Origin of the sequence: Aliiruegeria haliotis (assembly GCF_003003255.1) — a bacterium.
Lineage (GTDB): Bacteria > Pseudomonadota > Alphaproteobacteria > Rhodobacterales > Rhodobacteraceae > Tropicimonas > Tropicimonas haliotis.
In genome coordinates this window covers 117,241-133,714 of sequence record NZ_PVTD01000011.1, presented here as the reverse complement: position 1 = coordinate 133,714, position 16,474 = coordinate 117,241, and the positions used below count along the sequence as shown (strand labels likewise).

Here is a 16,474-nt window from a genome sequence, read left to right as displayed (position 1 = left end):
TCTCATGTCCAATTTCACCCTGATCGTGAAGCTGAAGCTGAAGCCGGGAAGTACGGAGGCGTTCTTGCCCCTGATCCGCGAGAACCAGCGCATGAGCCGCGACACCGAGCCCGGATGCCTGCGCTTCGACGTCTACAAAGACAACGAGGCAGAGGATACTTTTGGATTCGTTGAAGAATACGACAGCGAAGACTCCTTCAAGGCGCATCAGGCCAGCGATCACTTCCAGGCCTATTTCGCGCAAGCCAAGGACATGATGGTCGAGCGGATCTGGCAGCGTTGCGCGAAGCTCGACCTGTAACACGACAGCCACCTAAAAACTGTGGAAGGGAGCAAGGCCATGCAGCAGGTCCGTTTGGATTATGGCGAAGGGCACATGCAGGTGGAACTGCCTGATACGGCAACCATCGTGCGCTATGGCGAAACCTATCAGGATCCGCCCTGCGTTGACCCCTATGAGGCCACCCGGAAGGCTCTGGACAACCCGCTTGGCCTGCCGCCGTTGAAGGACATGGCAGGGCCGGGCAAGACGGCGGTGATTGCCTTTCCCGACCGGGTGAAGGGCGGCGCACACGCGACCGCGCACCGCAAGGTCTCGATCCCGATGATTGTCGAGGATCTGCTGGCCGGTGGCTGCCGGATCGAGGACATCACTCTGATCTGCGCCATGGGCCTGCACCGGCAGAATACGCTTCAGGAATGGTACGGTTATCTCGGCAAGAAGATCGTCGACCAGTTCTGGCCGGACCGGCTGATCAACCACGATGCCGAAGGCGCCAACCTGCTCGAACTTGGCAATGACGAGATGGGCAACATCGTCCAAACCAACCGGATCATGGCCGAGGCCGACATTCCGATCATGGTCGGCCATTGTGCAGGAAATCCATACGGCGGTTACTCCGGCGGCTACAAGATGCTGGTCACCGGACTGGCGGGCTGGAAATCCATCGCCTCGCACCATGTGCCGCAAACCATGCATCGCAAGGACTGGATGGGTGCCTCGCCCAAATCCCGCATGCGCGACCAGTTCAAATCCATCGGGCAAACCATCGAAGCCCGGATCGGGAAGACCTTCTTCGAAGTCGATGCGGTGCTTGGCCAGCACTCGCAGATCCTGGATGTAAAGGCCGGAACTCTCGAGGAGGTTGAAAAGGCCACCTGGCCGCTGGCCGGCAAGCGGACGAACGTCGTGCTGGAGGATATGGCCGAACCGGCGGATGTGCTGGTGATCGGTCTGCCGCGCGACTTCCACTATGGCCCCGGCATGGGCACCAACCCGATCCTGATGAACCTCGCGATCGCGGGCCAGTTGTCCCGTTGCTGGAATGCCTTGCGCCCGGGCTGCGTCGTGATCGCGGCGGCGCAGTGCGACGGCTGGTTCAACGAACTCTGGTTCCCGTCCTATGCGGAAACCTACCAGGCCCTTCAGGCGTACAACACGCCGCGCGAGTTCCTAGAGTCCGAGGACGCCTACACCTTGTCGATGGATACCGGCTACCGCTACCGGTATTCGAACGATTTCACCTATCACCCGTTCCATGCCATGTCGATGATCTCGGGCGGCAGCGCCGCCCACCTCTGGACCTCGGCCATCTATCTGGTGGGGGGCCGCGCGCCGGGATTTGCTCGCGGCATGGGGCTTCAGCCTCGAAGCACGTTCGAGCAAGCGATGGCGGAAGCCGAGAACTATGTCGGCAAGAACCCGAAGATCCTCTGCACGCCAGAGGCCTTCTCGGGCGGCGTCGGTGTGCACTTGCACCGCAACGCCTGACGTCTGAACGCCGAAGGGACCGGCAGCGATGGAAATGCACTTTCAGCTGGCGCTGTCGCTCGGCGTGGTTTTCATCGCCGGCCTGTTGCGGGGGTTCACCGGCTTCGGCGCGGTCATGATGATCGTGCCGGCCTTCGCTCTCTTCGACGATGTGCGGGCGGCGGTCCCGATTGGCCTGTTCATGGATCTTGTCGCCGGGCTCCTGTTGCTGCCGCGGATCCGGCGGCATATCTGCTGCAGTCTGATCCTTCCCATGGGGATCCTGGCCCTTGCCACCATTCCGCTTGGCGTCGGGCTTCTGGCCTGGCTCGACCCGGACCTGAGCCGACGCATGATTGCGGTTCTGGTGATGCTGTTTGCCGTCGTCCTGGCAGCAGGCTGGCGGTATCGCGGCCCGATCACCCGGGCGACCTCGGCAGCGGCGGGGGCCATCGTGGGTCTTCTGGTCGGGTGGACGGGCATGGGGGGACCGCCAGCCGTCGCCTTCGTCCTGTCCACAAATCTCGATGCGGGTGCCGCGCGTGCCTCCCTGACCGGCCTGTTTCTCGCGACCACGTCATTTGCCCTCTTGAACCTTGCAATGCAGGGAATGATCGGACCCGACATCCTTTTACGTGCGGCCACCCTGGCGCCTGCTTTCATGGCCGGCACCTGGATTGGTGGCGTGTTGTTCGATCCCCAAAGGGAAAGCCTGTACCGGTTGGTCACGCTCAGCAGTCTGGCGACGGTGTCTATTGCCGTTCTGATTGGCGGCTAGCCGCGTTCACCAAAACTCACCAACGGAGGAAATCCCATGATCAGGCCAATCGCATTTTCGGCATTCGTGCTCCCATCTGCGGCGATCGCGCATAGTGGCGACCACGGCGGTATGTCCCTCGCAACGGAGGCGCGTCATATCCTGTCGTCTCCCTTGCACCTGGCGCTCGTCGGCGCCGGAGGACTTCTGTTGGTGTTGATTGTCCGGGGGCTGGTGAAGCGAACGTCCGATGTCGGCGCTGTTCGAAAGACCGCTCGGAAATAACCCATGGTCAGAGCCGAGGTGGAGGGTGACGAAGGGCGGGTCAGAACGGCTCGTTCGCCGCCGTCCGGGAGCGCGCAATGAACCTGTGCGTGAGGCCAGCGGCTGTCGGCTTCTGTTCGCCCCGGCGCGTCGTGGATTTTCGGCCCCGACAGTGGAAGCCAGTCGGCGGGTGTGATCCTGTGGTCAGCCTGGGCGCTGACGGCGGCCGGTTGAGCCCTTTGGCAGGGATTGCGCGATTGCCCGCGTGAGTTTCCCCACAACCTCGTCGATCTGGGCGTCCTCGATGATGAATGGCGGTGCAAGCAGGATGTGATCGCCAACGCGGCCATCGCGGGTGCCTGACATCGGATAGCAGACGAGGCCTTCCGCGAAGGCCGCTTTCTTTATCGTTGCGGCGAGGCGATGCGATGGGTCGAACGGAGTCTTGGTTTCCCGATCCGAGACCAGTTCGATCCCGCGGAACAACCCGCGCCCGCGGATGTCGCCGACATTCGGGTGCTGGCCGAAGGCCTCCCGAAGCGCGGCGTCGAGGGCGTCTCCCTTTGCCCGGACGCGACCTACGAGGTTTCTTTCCTCGATGGCGGTCAGCACGGCGAGACCGGCGGCGGCGGCCACCGGGTGGCCCAGGTAGGTATGCCCATGCTGGAAGAACCCCGAACCGTTCTCGATCGTGGAATAGATCTCGGCCGTGCAGAGCATCGCACCGATCGGCTGGTAGCCGGCGCCGAGCCCCTTGGCGATACACAGGATATCCGGCACCACCCCATCATGGTTGCATGCGAAGAGATGGCCGGTTCGTCCCATGCCACACATGACCTCGTCGAGAATGAGAAGGACGCCGTAGCGATCGCAGATCTCGCGGATGCGTTCGAAATAGCCCTCCACCGCCGGAACCGCACCTGATGTCGCGCCGACAACGGGCTCCGCCATGAAGGCAATCACGCTGTCCTCTCCGAGCCGGAGGATCTCGTCTTCGAGTTCCTGGGCGGCCCTCTGTCCATAGTCACAAGCGCTCTCGTCGTCGCGGCGCAGGACGTACTCATAGCAGGGCGAGATGTGGCTGAAGTCGACCAGTAGCGGTGCAAACTGTTCCCGGCGCCAGGCGTTTCCGCCCGCGGCCAGGGCGCCAAGCGTGTTGCCATGGTAGCTTTGCTTGCGTGCAATGACGTGGCGCCGCTGCGTCTCGCCACGTTCGACGTGATACTGGCGGGCAAGCTTGATCGCGGCCTCGGTGGCTTCGGAACCGCCGGAAACAAGGTAGACCCGGTCAAGATTGCCGGGCGCCAGAGCCGCAAGTTTGTCGGCGAGCGCTTCTGCCGGCTCGGATGTGAAAAAGCCGGTGTGGGCGAAGGCCAGCTTTCCGGCTTGCTCCTGAACGGCCGCGATGATCTCCGGATCGCCGTGGCCGAGGCAGGACACCGCCGCGCCCCCAGAACCGTCGAAATACCGCTTGCCGGTGGAATCGATCAGGTAGCATCCTTCGCCTGCAACGGCGACGGGGGGCTGCACCTTGGTGTGGCGTGGGAACACGTGGCTCATTTCAGGCCCTCTTTTCTTATCCGGGACGGGCGCTCTGGCCCGATATGCTGTGCCTGCGCGGCGCTTCTCTCGGCGGCCAGAAAACCATCCGATGTATCAAAGGCGGTCTCGAATCCGGTGCGGGTTTTGCTGCCGCACCCGACGGTATCGCGCGGCCCCAGGCGTTTGTCTCGGTCTCCGCCGCAGGGGATCAGGACCATGGCCTGACCTTCCAGCGCCGGACGCAGCAGGTCAAGGCCACTTGCTGTCTCAGGGCGTTACGGAAAACCCCATGCGGCCAGCCCGGAACGGTGTGCCACCTGCGCCCTTGGGGGAACACCGGACTCACGCCTTCATGCGGCTGCCGGTCGGATCGAAGGCCGGTGCGAGTTGAAGGCTGCCTGAAAAAGTCTCCCTGGCGATGTCGATGGTGACCTCCGCGCCATCGATCTCGTCGAGGTGGACATGGGCCAGCGCGACCGGTTTGCCGATCCGGTGGCCGAAGGCGGCAGACGTGGTGTGGCCCACGATCCTGTCGCCGAGATAGATCGGTTCGTGGCCCAAAGGCACTGCCCTCTCGTCCTCGATGATCAGCGTCGCCAGGGTCTGCTTGCCCGCCTCGCGCCGTGCATTGACGGCATCGGAGCCGATAAAGCGCTTCTTCTTCGAGCACATCATCGCCAGTCCGGCCTCGACTGGCGTCAGGTCGCCGTCAAGCTCGTGCCCCATGGCGGCAAAACCCTTCTCGATCCGCATCGATGTCTGGGCGTACATGCCGGCAGGCACCGCGCCGGCGATTGTCAGCGCGGCGTAGATCGTCGCGGCTTCTTCGGCCTTGCAGGTCATCTCCCACCCTGCCTCGCCGACATAAGACATGCGCACCGCGCGGACATGACGGCCGGCAACACTGGCTTCGCCGAGCTTGAAATACCCCAGGTCAATTAAGGAAGTCGCCCCAACCTCCACGGCAATGCGCGCGCTGTCCGGGCCCATCAGCCCGAGCACGGCATAGGCCTCGGTGCTGTCTGTGAGCGTGACTGCGTACCCCGCTGAATGGCGCTTGAACCATGCGAAGTCGCGGCGAATGGCGTCGGTACCGACAAAAAGTCGATAGTGGTCTTCTGCAATCCTGTGGGCCGTGATGTCGCTCTCATAGGTGCCCCGCTCATTGAGGATCGCGGTGTAGATCGCGGTGCCGGGCTGCTTGTCCATTCTGGATGCACAGACATGCTCAAGGAAAGTGGCAGCGTCGGGTCCCGTCACCTCGATCTTGCCAAAGGGCGACGCGTCGAAGATCGCGGCCTTCTCATGGGCGGCCATGACCTCGGCCCGAACGTTCTCGAACCAGTCCGGATTGCCGAAGGTCATCTTCGGTTCAGCCGACTTGTTGAAATAGAGCGGGCGTTCCCAGCCGTAGACCTGCCCGAAATGCGCGCCGGCCTTGCGGTGCTCGGCGTCGAGCGGCAATGCGCGCAGGTTCCGCGCCGTTGCCAGCTGGCGGCCGGGGTAGGCAATCTCGTAATGGGTGCCAAGGATCTCTGGCGCGCGCGCCATGAGATGGTCGAGCGTGTTGTAGACCGGGGCGAACCGTTTGGCGTCCGCTTCGGAGAGGTCATAGGCGGTGTGGCCGTGAATGATGCAATGGGCGAGGTTCATGCCCGCGCCGCCACCGGCGGCGATGCCGACCGAGTTCAGTCCACATCCAAGGAACAGCCCGCGGGTTTCCGCTGTTTCGCCGAGCATGAACATCCCGTCCGGCGTGAAGCTCTCCGGCCCGTTCAGCAGCATCCGGACCTCGGCCGTTTCCAGCGCCGGGATCCGGTGCAGCGCGTTCATCATCATAGGCTCGAAGTGATCCCAGTCCTCCGGCAGCAGCGCAAACTCGAACGTTTCGTCCAGCACGCCCGGCGGCACGGCCTTGCCCATGGGTTCGAAGCAGCCGACGAGGAAACCGCCGCTCTCGTCGCGGCAGTAGAGGTGACTGTCGTGGTCCGAAAGGGTCGGCAGGTGCTGCGTTACCCCATCGACCGGCCGTGTCAGCAGATAGAAGTGCTCGCAGGCTTGGGCGGGGATATCCGTTCCGGCCATCTGACCGATCTCACGTGACCAGAGGCCCGTGCAGACCGCGATCGCGTCACACATTACCACGCCCCGATCGGTCTCGACGCCTCTCACACGACCATTCTCTGTCAGGATGCCGGTCACACCGGTGTCCTCGAAGATGGTCGCGCCCCTTTGCCGCGCCCCTTTTACCAACGCCGCGCAGACGTCGGACGGGGACACGCGTCCATCGTCGGGTGACCAGACAGCGCCCAGCACGTCGTCCGCATTCATCATCGGCCAGCGTTCCTTCGCTTCACCGGCCGTGATCGACCAGGCATCGATTCCGTATGCATGGGCGAGCGCCTCCTGCCGTCGGACATGCGTGAGGCGGTCCTCGTTGGCGGCTATCGAGAGGGAGCCGCGCTGGATCCAACCGACGCTCTGGCCTGTCTCTTCTTCGAGCCTGGCATAGAGGTCGACCGAATACTGGATCATCCGTGTGAGGTTGCGCGAGTGTCGCAACGCCCGCACCTGTGCCGCGGAATGCCACGTGGTACCCGAGGTCAGCTTGTTCCGCTCCAGCAGGATGGCGTCCGTCACACCCATCTGTGCCAGGTGATAGAGCGTGGAGCATCCCATGATGCCGCCGCCGATCACGACAACGGGTGCAAATGCGGGGAGCGGGCTGGGCATCGGAGGGTCCTTCGGTGTCGTGCCGGTGGCTGCAAGTTGGCCCGGCAGGGAAGAGAATTGACACGAGTAGAACGGTGAAACACAAATGTGGTCAATGCCTCCTCGATAAAACAGATGTTTTGCATTTGTCTGAGCAGTCCCGGGAGTGGTCGCCATGGACCCGACGTTGAAAACCAAAACGATTTCAAGACTCAAGGAGGGGTTGGAAGGGTTCACGCCAAGAATGCGGACGGTTGCGAAGTACATTCTGGACAACCCGGCTGAGTTTGGGCTCGATACTGTCCGGCAGACCGCACAGAAGGCCGGTGTCAGCACCTACACGCTTGTCCGTACGGCCCGGCAACTGGGTTTCGAGAGCTATGACGCCCTGCGCGACCCGTTTCGTCATGCGCTGGTGTCCAGCGCGGAGTTTGTCGACTTGCCGGGGTGGCTGGCAGAACTTCCCGACACGGGAGACACCGGCAGGATCCAGGCCGAGGCCGCGCTGAACTCTCTGGCGATCGTTCAACGGTCCCTCGAACGGCAATCGCCGGACACGCTCGACCGGGTGGCAGAGGTCCTGTTCTCTGCGCGCAAGGCGTTCGTGACCGGAACCCGGGCAAGCTACGCGATGGCCTACTATTTCCACTATGTCGGCAGGATGGCATTGCCTTCTCTGGACCTCATTCCGCGCCATGTCGGCAGTGCGGTGGACGAATTGAACGAAGCCGGCGAGGGGGACGTCCTGGTCGCCATCATGACGACCCCGTATTCCCGAGAGACCGTCGATACCTGCCGATTTGCGCAGTCTCGAGGCGTGGCGCTGATCCTTGTCTCCGATTCGGAAATCTCTTTCCCGGACCTTCGCCCCGAGATATCGATGCCGGTTTCGGCGATCAGCACCCACCATTTTGCCTGCTACTCGGGGATCGCCGCAGTGCTCGAAGGAGTGCTTTCGGTGCTGCTCCACCGTGGCGGAGAGGAGACCGCAGAGCGAATCAAGTCCTACGAGGCGGTGCGAAAGGCGCATGCCGCTTATTGGAAGCCGAAAAAAAACTAACGATTTTCTTGTGTGTTATCTTGAGTCCAGACTAGTTTGCCTCAGCCGAACCAAACGGCCAAAAAAAACTGGATGTTCCAACAGATGGGAGAATCTCCAATGCGTAAATCCTCGATCTTCGCCGGCGCCTTGCTCGCCGCCAGCCTCAGCGCCGGTGGCGCCATGGCTCAGGATCAGACCTTCATTACCATCGGCACCGGTGGTGTGACCGGCGTCTACTACCCGACTGGCGGCGCCATCTGTCGTCTGGTGAACAAAGGTCGCAAGGAGCACGGCATCCGCTGCTCGGTCGAGTCGACCGGCGGCTCCGTCTACAACGCCCGCACCATTCGTCAGGGCGAGCTGGACTTCGGCGTTATCCAATCGGACGTTCAGGTCAAGTCGATCGAAGGCACCGACCAGTTCGAAGAGGATGGCCCCTACGCCGACCTCCGTTCGCTGTTCTCGGTTCACCCGGAGCCGCTGCACGTCATGGCCCGTGCCGATGCTGGCGTCGCCAGCACCGCGGACATGAAAGGCAAGAAAGTCAACATCGGCAACCCGGGGTCCGGAACCCGCGTTCTGGCCGAGACGCTGATGAAGTACGAAGGTCTGTCGGCCGGTGACTTCGCGCTCGCCGCGGAGCTGAAGTCCTCCGAACAGGCCGCAGCGCTCTGTGATGGCAAGATCGACGTCACCATCTGGGCCGCTGGTCTGCCCAATGGCTCCTCGCAGGAAGCCACCTCGACCTGCGACGTGGACATCGTTCCGCTGGCCGGCGAAGGTATCGACAAGCTGCTGGCCGAGAACACTGCATACGCGGCGGCCACGATCCCGGGCGGCATGTACCCGGGCAACGACGACGACATCGCCTCCTGGGGCCCGAAGGCCACCATCGTGACCTCGGCGCAGGCTTCCGATGAAATCGTCTATGCCGTCGTTTCGGCCGTGTTCGAGAACTTCGATGCCTTCAAGAAGCTGCACCCGGCCTTTGCCAACCTCAAGGAAGAGGAAATGATCAAGGACGGCCTGACGGCTGACCTGCACCCGGGCGCGGTGAAGTATTACAAGGAACGCGGCTGGATGTAATCCGTCCCCTATCCTGACAGGACCGCATCCGCCCCCGGTGGGTGCGGTTTCCAACCTGCAGACTTCAAGCCGATGAAGGGGGGCCAAGCATGAGCGCAGACCAGCCGAATGGTGCCGGGACGGCACAGGTCGAAGATTCCAACCTCGACGACATTCTCGCGGAAGCAGACACCGGGGCACGCATTCCCGACGATACCTTCTCGCGGAAAGTTCTGTGGTACACACCGCTGATCTGGGCGCTGTACCAACTCTGGATCGCTTCGCCGCTGCCGTTCATTCTCGGGTTCGGTGTCTGGAACGACACCCAGACCCGCGCAATCCACCTCGGCTTTGCTGTCTTCCTTGCCTTTGTCGCCTTCCCGGCGTTCCGTTCCAGCCCACGCAATCGCATTCCCTTGCTGACATGGGGCATTGCATTGCTCGGCGCCGCAACTGCCTCCTACCTTGCCTGGGACTACTCCGGGATTTCCGCCCGGACGGGGGTCCCGAACACGGTCGACCTCGTCATGGCGGGGATCGGCATGGTGCTGCTCCTTGAAGCGGCCCGTCGGTCGCTCGGCTTCCCGCTCATGGGGGTGGCGCTGTTCTTCCTTGCCTATGTCTTTTTCGGCTCTTCGGAATGGCTGCCCGATGTCGTGCGTTGGAAAGGCGCCTCCTTCCAGAAGGCCATGAGCCACCTGATGCTGACCACCGAAGGTGTCTTCGGCGTGGCGCTCGGTGTCTCCTCCGGGTTCGTTTTCCTCTTTGTGCTGTTCGGCGCCCTGCTGAACCAGGCGGGTGCGGGCAACTACTTCCTGCAACTCGCGTTCTCTGCATTGGGACACCTTCGTGGCGGCCCGGCAAAAGCCGCGGTCATCGCCTCCGCCGCAACGGGGCTGATCTCCGGCTCCTCCATCGCCAACGTCGTCACCACCGGCACTTTCACCATTCCGCTCATGAAGAAGGTCGGCTTTGGACCCAACAAGGCCGGCGCGGTCGAGGTGTCGTCCTCGATCAATGGCGTGTTGACGCCGCCGGTCATGGGGGCCGTGGCCTTCCTGATGACCGAGTATGTCGGCATTTCCTATGTCGAGGTCGTCAAGACGGCGATTGTGCCCGCGGCGATCTCCTATGTTGCGCTGGTCTATATCGTGCACCTCGAAGCGCTGAAGATGGGCATGAAAGGCACGTCGACGACGGGCAATGTGAAGTTCATCCTCGGTGCCATCTTCACCATCTGCGTCTCCATCGTCATCGCCGGCGGAACCCTGTTCCTGGCCGGGCAGATCGTGGCGCTGGCCGACAACGTGATCGGCCCGATGTCCACTCCGGTTCTGGTCGCCTTGCTGTTGGCTGCATATGTCGCCTCGGTGCGCTTCGCGGCGCAGCGGGAGGACCTCGACACCAGCCTCGAGTCGATGCAGAACCTACCGCCTGCAAGGGTCATCCTGAAGACGGGTCTGCATTACATCCTGCCGATCCTGCTGCTGATGTACCTGTTGATGATCGAGCGGAAATCGCCGGGGCTGTCGGCCTTCTGGTCGTCCTGCTTCATGCTGATGATCCTGCTTACACAGGATCCGCTCAAGGCGTTCTTCCGTCGGAACGGCTCCATCGGCGATGCCTTCCTGCATGGTCTTTCGGAGGCCGCGGAGGGCATGATTGCCGGCGCGCGCAACATGATCGGCCTTGCCGCCGCGATGGGTGTCGCTGGCATTATCGTCGGTTCGGTCACGTTGACTGGCATCGGTCAGGTGATGGCGGAGTTCGTTGAGTTCCTGTCTGGCGGCAACCTTCTGTTGATGCTGTTCTTCGTGGCGGTCATCTCTATCATTCTCGGGATGGGCTTGCCCACCACGGCGAACTACATCGTCGTCTCTTCTCTGATGGCGGGTGTGGTGGTCGAGCTTGGCGCGCAATCGGGACTGATCGTGCCGCTCGTGGCGGTTCACATGTTCTGTTTCTACTTCGGGATCATGGCGGATGTGACGCCACCCGTGGGACTTGCGTCCTTTGCGGCGGCGGCGATCTCGAAGGGCGACCCGCTGAAAACCGGCTTCCAGGCCTTCTTCTACTCGATCCGGACCGCGCTCCTGCCATTCCTGTTCATCTTCAACACCGACCTGTTGCTGATTGATGTTGGCCCGGTTCAGGCCATCTTCGTTTTCATCGTGGCGCTGATTGCGATGCTGCTCTTCGCCGCCGGGACGATGGGGTATTTCATCACTCGGTCACGCGTCTACGAGAGCGTCCTTCTGATCTTCTGCGCCTTCACCCTGTTCAGGCCGGATTTCTTCCTCAACCAGATGGTTGCGGAGTTCGAAACCCGTCCCGCAACAGAGATGTACCAACTCGCCGAGGCGAGCCCGGACGGGGCCACTTTGCGGGTGCGGATGGTCGGCGAAAGCCTTGAGGGCGATCCCATCGACGCGCGCTACCTTCTGCCGCTGGGGCCGACCGGACCGGATGGCGCAACCCGCCTGATGGACAGCGCCGGCATCGAGTTCCGCGAGGAGGACGGCAAGACCTTTGTCGACAACCTCGGATTTGGCGGCCCTGCCGAACAGCTCAAGATCGATTTCGACTGGGAGGTCGTGGAGATCGAGGTGCCGGCCGACCGACCGCCTCAGGAAATCTTCTATATCCCGGCGCTGCTGTTGCTGGGCGGGGTCGCTTTCCTGCAACGCCGCAGAAAGGACAGACTGGACGCAGAGGAGGCCACGGCATGACCAGCACGGTTCTCGCATCGATCGATCTCACCCATCCGGAGGATCAGGCCCGGGTTCTTAAACGCGCCCGGCAACTCGCCGATCTCGACAAGGCGACGCTCGCCGTCGTGACGGTCCTGCCGGACTACCATTCGAGCTTCGTGGGCAGCTTCTTTCCGGAAGACCATACCCACAAGATGGTTCAGGAAGCGCGCACCGCTCTGCACACGTTCATTGCCGAAACCGTCGGACACGACCGGGAGACCCGGCACATCGTGCGGGTCGGGAATGTCTATGACGGTGTCCTCGAAACAGCGAAGGAACTTGATGTCTCCCTTATCGTGATCGGGGCGCACAAACCCGGGATTACCGATTTCGTGATCGGCCCGAACGCGGCACGGGTTGCGCGCTATGCCACTTGTTCGGTCTACATCGTGCGCAACTCCGTCTAGGGCTCAATCGGACAGCAGCTTGCCCTTGCGATCCGGCAACGGGGCGGTGCCGGCGATCTTGCCGATGATCTTGCCCGGCCAGGCGACGGGTTGGTCGTGGCGGGAAAACAGGCAACCTTCGGTGCGGGCCCGGACCTCGGTAACATCGCCCAGCGGGTCGACGATTTCGGCCACCACCTGATCGGCGCGAACGACGTCGCCAAGCTGGGCCTTGTAGACGACTAGCCCGGCCACGGGGGCTTTCACCTGCTGCATCGCGGTCAGATCGGTCGCCTCACAATGCAGCCGTGGCAACGCGCCGGCGTCTCCCGCCACGACGCCACGGCGAACCAGAAACCGGTAGAGCGCCGCCGCGTCGTCCCGGGCGAGTGTTTCGTCGACATCGTTGTTGGAGCGCAGCTCCACTGTCGCGGCAAGGCAGGCTGGCGGAATGGGGTGGTTAGGATTGGCCGCAGCCAGCGACCACCACGGGCCGCTACAGGCCTCGTCAAACGGGTTCCCGCCCGAGATTTCTGCCAGCAAGACGGCCCGGGCGTCGATCTCAGCCGCCAGATCGCGCGCGTCGGGCCACAGTGGCGTTCCGGTATACAGGTGGACCTGCGCCTGATTGTCGGCGTGCAGGTCGAGCATGATGTCGGCGTCATGCGCAAGGGCAAGCAGCCGATGACGCAGGACCTCCAGTTCACTCTCCGGTGCCATTTCGTCGAGACTGTCCGACATCGCCGTCCGGATCGTCGCCACGTTGGCGTCCGCATCCGGTCCGAGCTTGCCATCGATGCGCGCCGCGACAGCCGCTGCCAGGTCGGGATAGCCACGATTGAAATTGCCCGCGCTGCCGGTTTCGTAGCGTCCCTGCAAGTGCGCGTAGTGATGCTGGGCGAACCCGATCGGGTTCGCGACGGGGACAACGATGACTTCGCCAAGGATCTCCCCGCGTTCTGCGGCCGCGCGCAGGCTCTGCGCAAGCTCCCTTAGCGCCAGCATCCCCGGCAACTCGTCGGCGTGCAGTCCGGCCTGAAGGTAGGCCTTCGGGCGTGCGCCGGGCAAGCCAAAGCGCTGGACGCTCAGCGCGCGGCTGGTTCCGGACGCGACCTGCGGCAGGGCAAACTCTTCGCGTGCGGCGGGTGACGGCTTCGGTGCCATGGGAGTGTCCGGTGTGTCGATGGGGGGCATGGTGCGACTCGGTGTGTTGCTGCCTGGGCGATGGTCTCTCTTGGCACAGGTGTCATCGCGGTCAAGCCTCTCCCGCACGCACAACCCCGCCTTTCCGCCCTGATTTGGAAGCAATAGCTTCTCCGGGAACAGAAAAACTTTCCCGTATGCCGGGGGGCGCGCTACCAATGCAATTGACCATCCCGCCCATGCCGCGGCCGGGACGCCACCGGGGAGACCGCATGCAGATCGTCAATACTGCCGTTTACGTCGGGCCGAACATCTACTCCAAACAGCCTTTGATCCGTCTGACCGTCGATCTGCACCGGCGGGCCGGAAGGCCGGTCGCGGACTATGCAGACGAGGTGATCGCGCCGCTCCTGAAATATGTACCGCCACTGGAGCACGCGGTTGCGGAAGACGGAACGCCATTCCTCGAACGTGCGCGCTCGGCGCCTGATTGCTCGCTCGGTGAGTTGATGGGGCAGGTTGCACTGGCGTTGCAGATCCACGCCGGCGCCCCGGCCACCACTGCTTTCGTCCGGCCGTCGACGCATGACGACGAGGTCGAGGTACTTTTGGGCTATGAATCGGAAGAAATCGGGCTGGAGGCGGGCGACGTTGCACGCGACCTGATCCTGGACCTGATCGCGCCCGATGACGAGACCAGCGAAGACGGCATCGAGGAGATGCTGGAGGACTTCCGATACTACGCTGATCGCCGTGCGTTGGGGCCATCGGCGTTGGCACTGGTCCGGGCCGCCGAGGAGCGAGACATTCCCTGGGTGCGCATGAACCACGCCAGCATGATCATGGTGGGGCAGGGCAAATATCAGAAACGGATCGAGGCGGCGCTGTCGAGCCAGACCTCCCAGATCGCGGTCGAGATTGCGGCGGACAAGGAACTCTGCATGCGGCTGTTGGGCGATCTGGGCCTGCCGGTGCCCGACCAGCGCTTCGCCCGCGATCCGGAGGATGCCGCCGACCTTGCCGACCGGATCGGCTTTCCGGTCGTGGTCAAGCCAGTTGACGGCAACCACGGTCGCGGCGTGGTCGTGAACGTGCAGACCGAGGAAGAGGCCATGGAGGCCTATGCGATCGCCGAGGCGGAGGGCAGCGGCGTCGTGGTCGAAAGCATGATCCCCGGGGACGACCACCGGCTGCTGGTGGTCGATGGCAAGCTGGTGGCAGCGGCCAAGCGGATGCCTGGCCATGTCGTGGGCGATGGGGCCAGCACGATCAGGCAACTTGTCGATGTGGTGAACGAGGATCCCCGGCGGGGGCGGGGCCATGAGAACATGCTCACCCTGCTGGAACTCGATGATACGGCGGACAAGCTGCTGGAGGACAAGGGATACACGCAGGAAAGTGTCCCGCCCGACGGGGAAGTGGTCTACCTCCGCAGAACCGCAAACCTCTCAACCGGCGGTTCCGCGATCGACGTCACCGATGTGATCCACCCCGACAACCGGCTGATGGCGGAACGTGCCATCCTTGCCGTTGGTCTGGATATCGGGGGCGTGGATTTCCTGACCACCGATATTACTCAAAGCTACCGGGAGACCGGCGGTGCGATCTGCGAGATCAATGCCGGACCGGGATTGCGGATGCATATATCGCCCAGCGAGGGCGAGCCGCGCGATGTGGGCGGTGCGATCATGGACATGCTCTTCCCAGAGGGCGCGCCGAGCCGCATTCCCGTGGCCGCCCTGACCGGCACCAACGGAAAGACGACGACGGCGCGGATGCTGGCGCATGTCCTGAAGATGGCGGGCCACATGGTCGGGAACACCTCAACCGACGCGGTTTACATCGACGGCAACATGACCGTGAGGGGGGACATGACCGGGCCGACGGCGGCGTCCATGGTGTTGCGGGACCCTACCGTCGACATGGCAGTGCTGGAGACCGCGCGTGGCGGCATCGTGCGCGCCGGTCTGGGCTACTCCCATTGCGATGTGGGCGCCGTTCTGAACGTCACGTCCGACCACCTTGGGCTTGGCGGTGTGGAAACGGTGGAGGAGTTGGCCGAGGTCAAACGGTTGGTGGTGGAGGTGGCCAAGGAGGTCGCTGTTCTCAATGCCGACGACATTCAGACCCTCAAGATGGCAGATCACACTCCGGCCGAGCGGATCTGCTATGTCACGATGGATCCCGGTCATCCCCTCGTGCGCCAGCATATCAATCTGGGAAAGCACGCGGTGGTGCTGGAGCATGGGCTCAATGGCGACCAGATCGTCATCTACGACCATGGCCAGCAGATCCAGCTGATCTGGACCCATCTCATTCCCGCGACGCTGGAGGGCAAGGCCACGCACAACGTGCAGAACGCCATGTTCGCCGCTGCCATGGCGTATTCGATGGGATTGACGCTGGACCAGATCCGCAATGGGTTGCGCACCTTCGACAGCTCCTTCTACCAGAGTCCCGGCCGGATGAACGTCTTTGACGAGCACGGTTTCCGGGTGATCCTCGACTACGGACACAACGAGGCAGCCGTGGGCGCGATGGTGGATCTCGTGGACCGGCTGCAACCGATGGGCAAGCGCATCGTCTGTCTGACCTGTCCCGGAGATCGGCGCGACGAGGACATCCACGCTATCGCCATGAAGGCGGCGGGCCGGTTCGACCACTATATCTGTCACAGCGACGACAATCCACGCGGGCGCACGGCCACCGAGGTGCCGGAAATGTTGAAAGCCACGCTGATGGAGGCGGGCGTACCCGAAGCGCAGATCCAGATCGTGCCCGAGGAAGAGCAATCGGTGCAAACCGCGCTGGAAATGGCGCGGCCGCATGACCTCGTGCTGATCTTCTGTGATGGCATCACCCGGTCCTGGAAAAAGATCATCTATTTCCAGCCAAAAGAAGCACCGCAGCCCGTGCCGCCTGAGCAGATGGCGGAGGTGCAGGGCTTCGATGTGCCGGAGGGCTACAAGTTGGTCAGTGATGATCGCGGCGTCCGGCTTGTCGCCACTGGCTGAAGGCAGCGCGACGCCTCTGCCACGCGGGCAGGGCTGCGTGCGCCAA

Annotated in this window: 12 protein-coding genes; 8 read left to right on the top strand and 4 right to left on the bottom strand. The window is 63.0% G+C overall.

The features are described 5' to 3' along the window. The first annotated feature begins 4 nt into the window (after nt 1-4). From CLV78_RS20025 to CLV78_RS20015, 3 genes are read left to right on the top strand one after another with little or no spacing between them, the layout of a single operon-like run. Entirely contained in the window at nt 5-301 is a 297-nt protein-coding gene (locus CLV78_RS20025) for a putative quinol monooxygenase (protein ID WP_106207381.1), read from the top strand. A 39-nt stretch (nt 302-340) separates the two neighbouring features. After that, nucleotides 341-1,771, top strand: a complete 1,431-nt coding sequence (locus CLV78_RS20020; RefSeq protein ID WP_106207379.1) for a lactate racemase domain-containing protein — start codon at nt 341-343, stop codon at nt 1,769-1,771. Between the two features lie 28 nt (nt 1,772-1,799). Then, nucleotides 1,800-2,528, top strand: a complete 729-nt coding sequence (locus tag CLV78_RS20015) for a sulfite exporter TauE/SafE family protein (protein WP_106207377.1) — start codon at nt 1,800-1,802, stop codon at nt 2,526-2,528. A 447-nt stretch (nt 2,529-2,975) separates the two neighbouring features. Here CLV78_RS20015 and CLV78_RS20005 read toward each other — a convergent pair whose 3' ends face one another. The 3 genes from CLV78_RS20005 to CLV78_RS19995 form a co-directional block, all read right to left on the bottom strand. Continuing rightward, nucleotides 2,976-4,331: an aspartate aminotransferase family protein gene (locus CLV78_RS20005; protein WP_106207373.1), complete on the bottom strand. Its 1,356-nt coding sequence runs from the start codon at nt 4,329-4,331 to the stop codon at nt 2,976-2,978. Further along, complete coding sequence (locus CLV78_RS20000; protein ID WP_106207372.1) at nt 4,328-4,531, bottom strand: hypothetical protein; 204 nt, start codon at nt 4,529-4,531, stop codon at nt 4,328-4,330. The genes CLV78_RS20005 and CLV78_RS20000 overlap by 4 nt, the downstream gene beginning before the upstream one ends. 124 nt (nt 4,532-4,655) lie before the next feature. Further along, entirely contained in the window at nt 4,656-7,046 is a 2,391-nt protein-coding gene (locus CLV78_RS19995) for a GcvT family protein (RefSeq protein WP_106207370.1), read from the bottom strand. A gap of 154 nt (nt 7,047-7,200) precedes the next feature. Between CLV78_RS19995 and CLV78_RS19990 the strand changes: the two genes are divergently transcribed. From CLV78_RS19990 to CLV78_RS19975, 4 genes are all read left to right on the top strand, one after another. Then, nucleotides 7,201-8,085 carry a MurR/RpiR family transcriptional regulator gene (locus CLV78_RS19990; RefSeq protein ID WP_106207368.1) on the top strand — a complete coding sequence of 295 codons (885 nt, stop codon included), beginning with the start codon at nt 7,201-7,203 and terminating at the stop codon, nt 8,083-8,085. A 99-nt stretch (nt 8,086-8,184) separates the two neighbouring features. Then, a complete protein-coding gene (locus CLV78_RS19985) occupies nt 8,185-9,153 on the top strand; it encodes a TAXI family TRAP transporter solute-binding subunit (protein WP_106207366.1) in 969 nt (322 codons plus the stop codon). An 89-nt stretch (nt 9,154-9,242) separates the two neighbouring features. Then, nucleotides 9,243-11,861 carry a TRAP transporter permease gene (locus tag CLV78_RS19980; protein ID WP_106207364.1) on the top strand — a complete coding sequence of 873 codons (2,619 nt, stop codon included), beginning with the start codon at nt 9,243-9,245 and terminating at the stop codon, nt 11,859-11,861. Next, on the top strand, nt 11,858-12,292 hold the full coding sequence (locus CLV78_RS19975) for a universal stress protein (protein WP_106207362.1): 435 nt from the start codon (nt 11,858-11,860) through the stop codon (nt 12,290-12,292). Before CLV78_RS19980 ends, CLV78_RS19975 begins: the two co-directional genes overlap by 4 nt. A gap of 3 nt (nt 12,293-12,295) precedes the next feature. Here the strand turns inward: CLV78_RS19975 and CLV78_RS19970 are convergent, their stop codons facing one another. Next, the gene (locus tag CLV78_RS19970; protein ID WP_106207360.1) at nt 12,296-13,435 is read right to left on the bottom strand and encodes a succinylglutamate desuccinylase/aspartoacylase family protein; all 1,140 of its coding nucleotides are present in this window, start codon (nt 13,433-13,435) and stop codon (nt 12,296-12,298) included. Nucleotides 13,436-13,686: 251 nt separating this feature from the next. Here CLV78_RS19970 and cphA point away from each other — a divergent pair, with 251 nt between their 5' ends. Continuing rightward, nucleotides 13,687-16,428, top strand: a complete 2,742-nt coding sequence (gene cphA, locus CLV78_RS19965) for a cyanophycin synthetase (RefSeq protein ID WP_106207358.1) — start codon at nt 13,687-13,689, stop codon at nt 16,426-16,428. Nucleotides 16,429-16,474 lie beyond the last annotated feature (46 nt).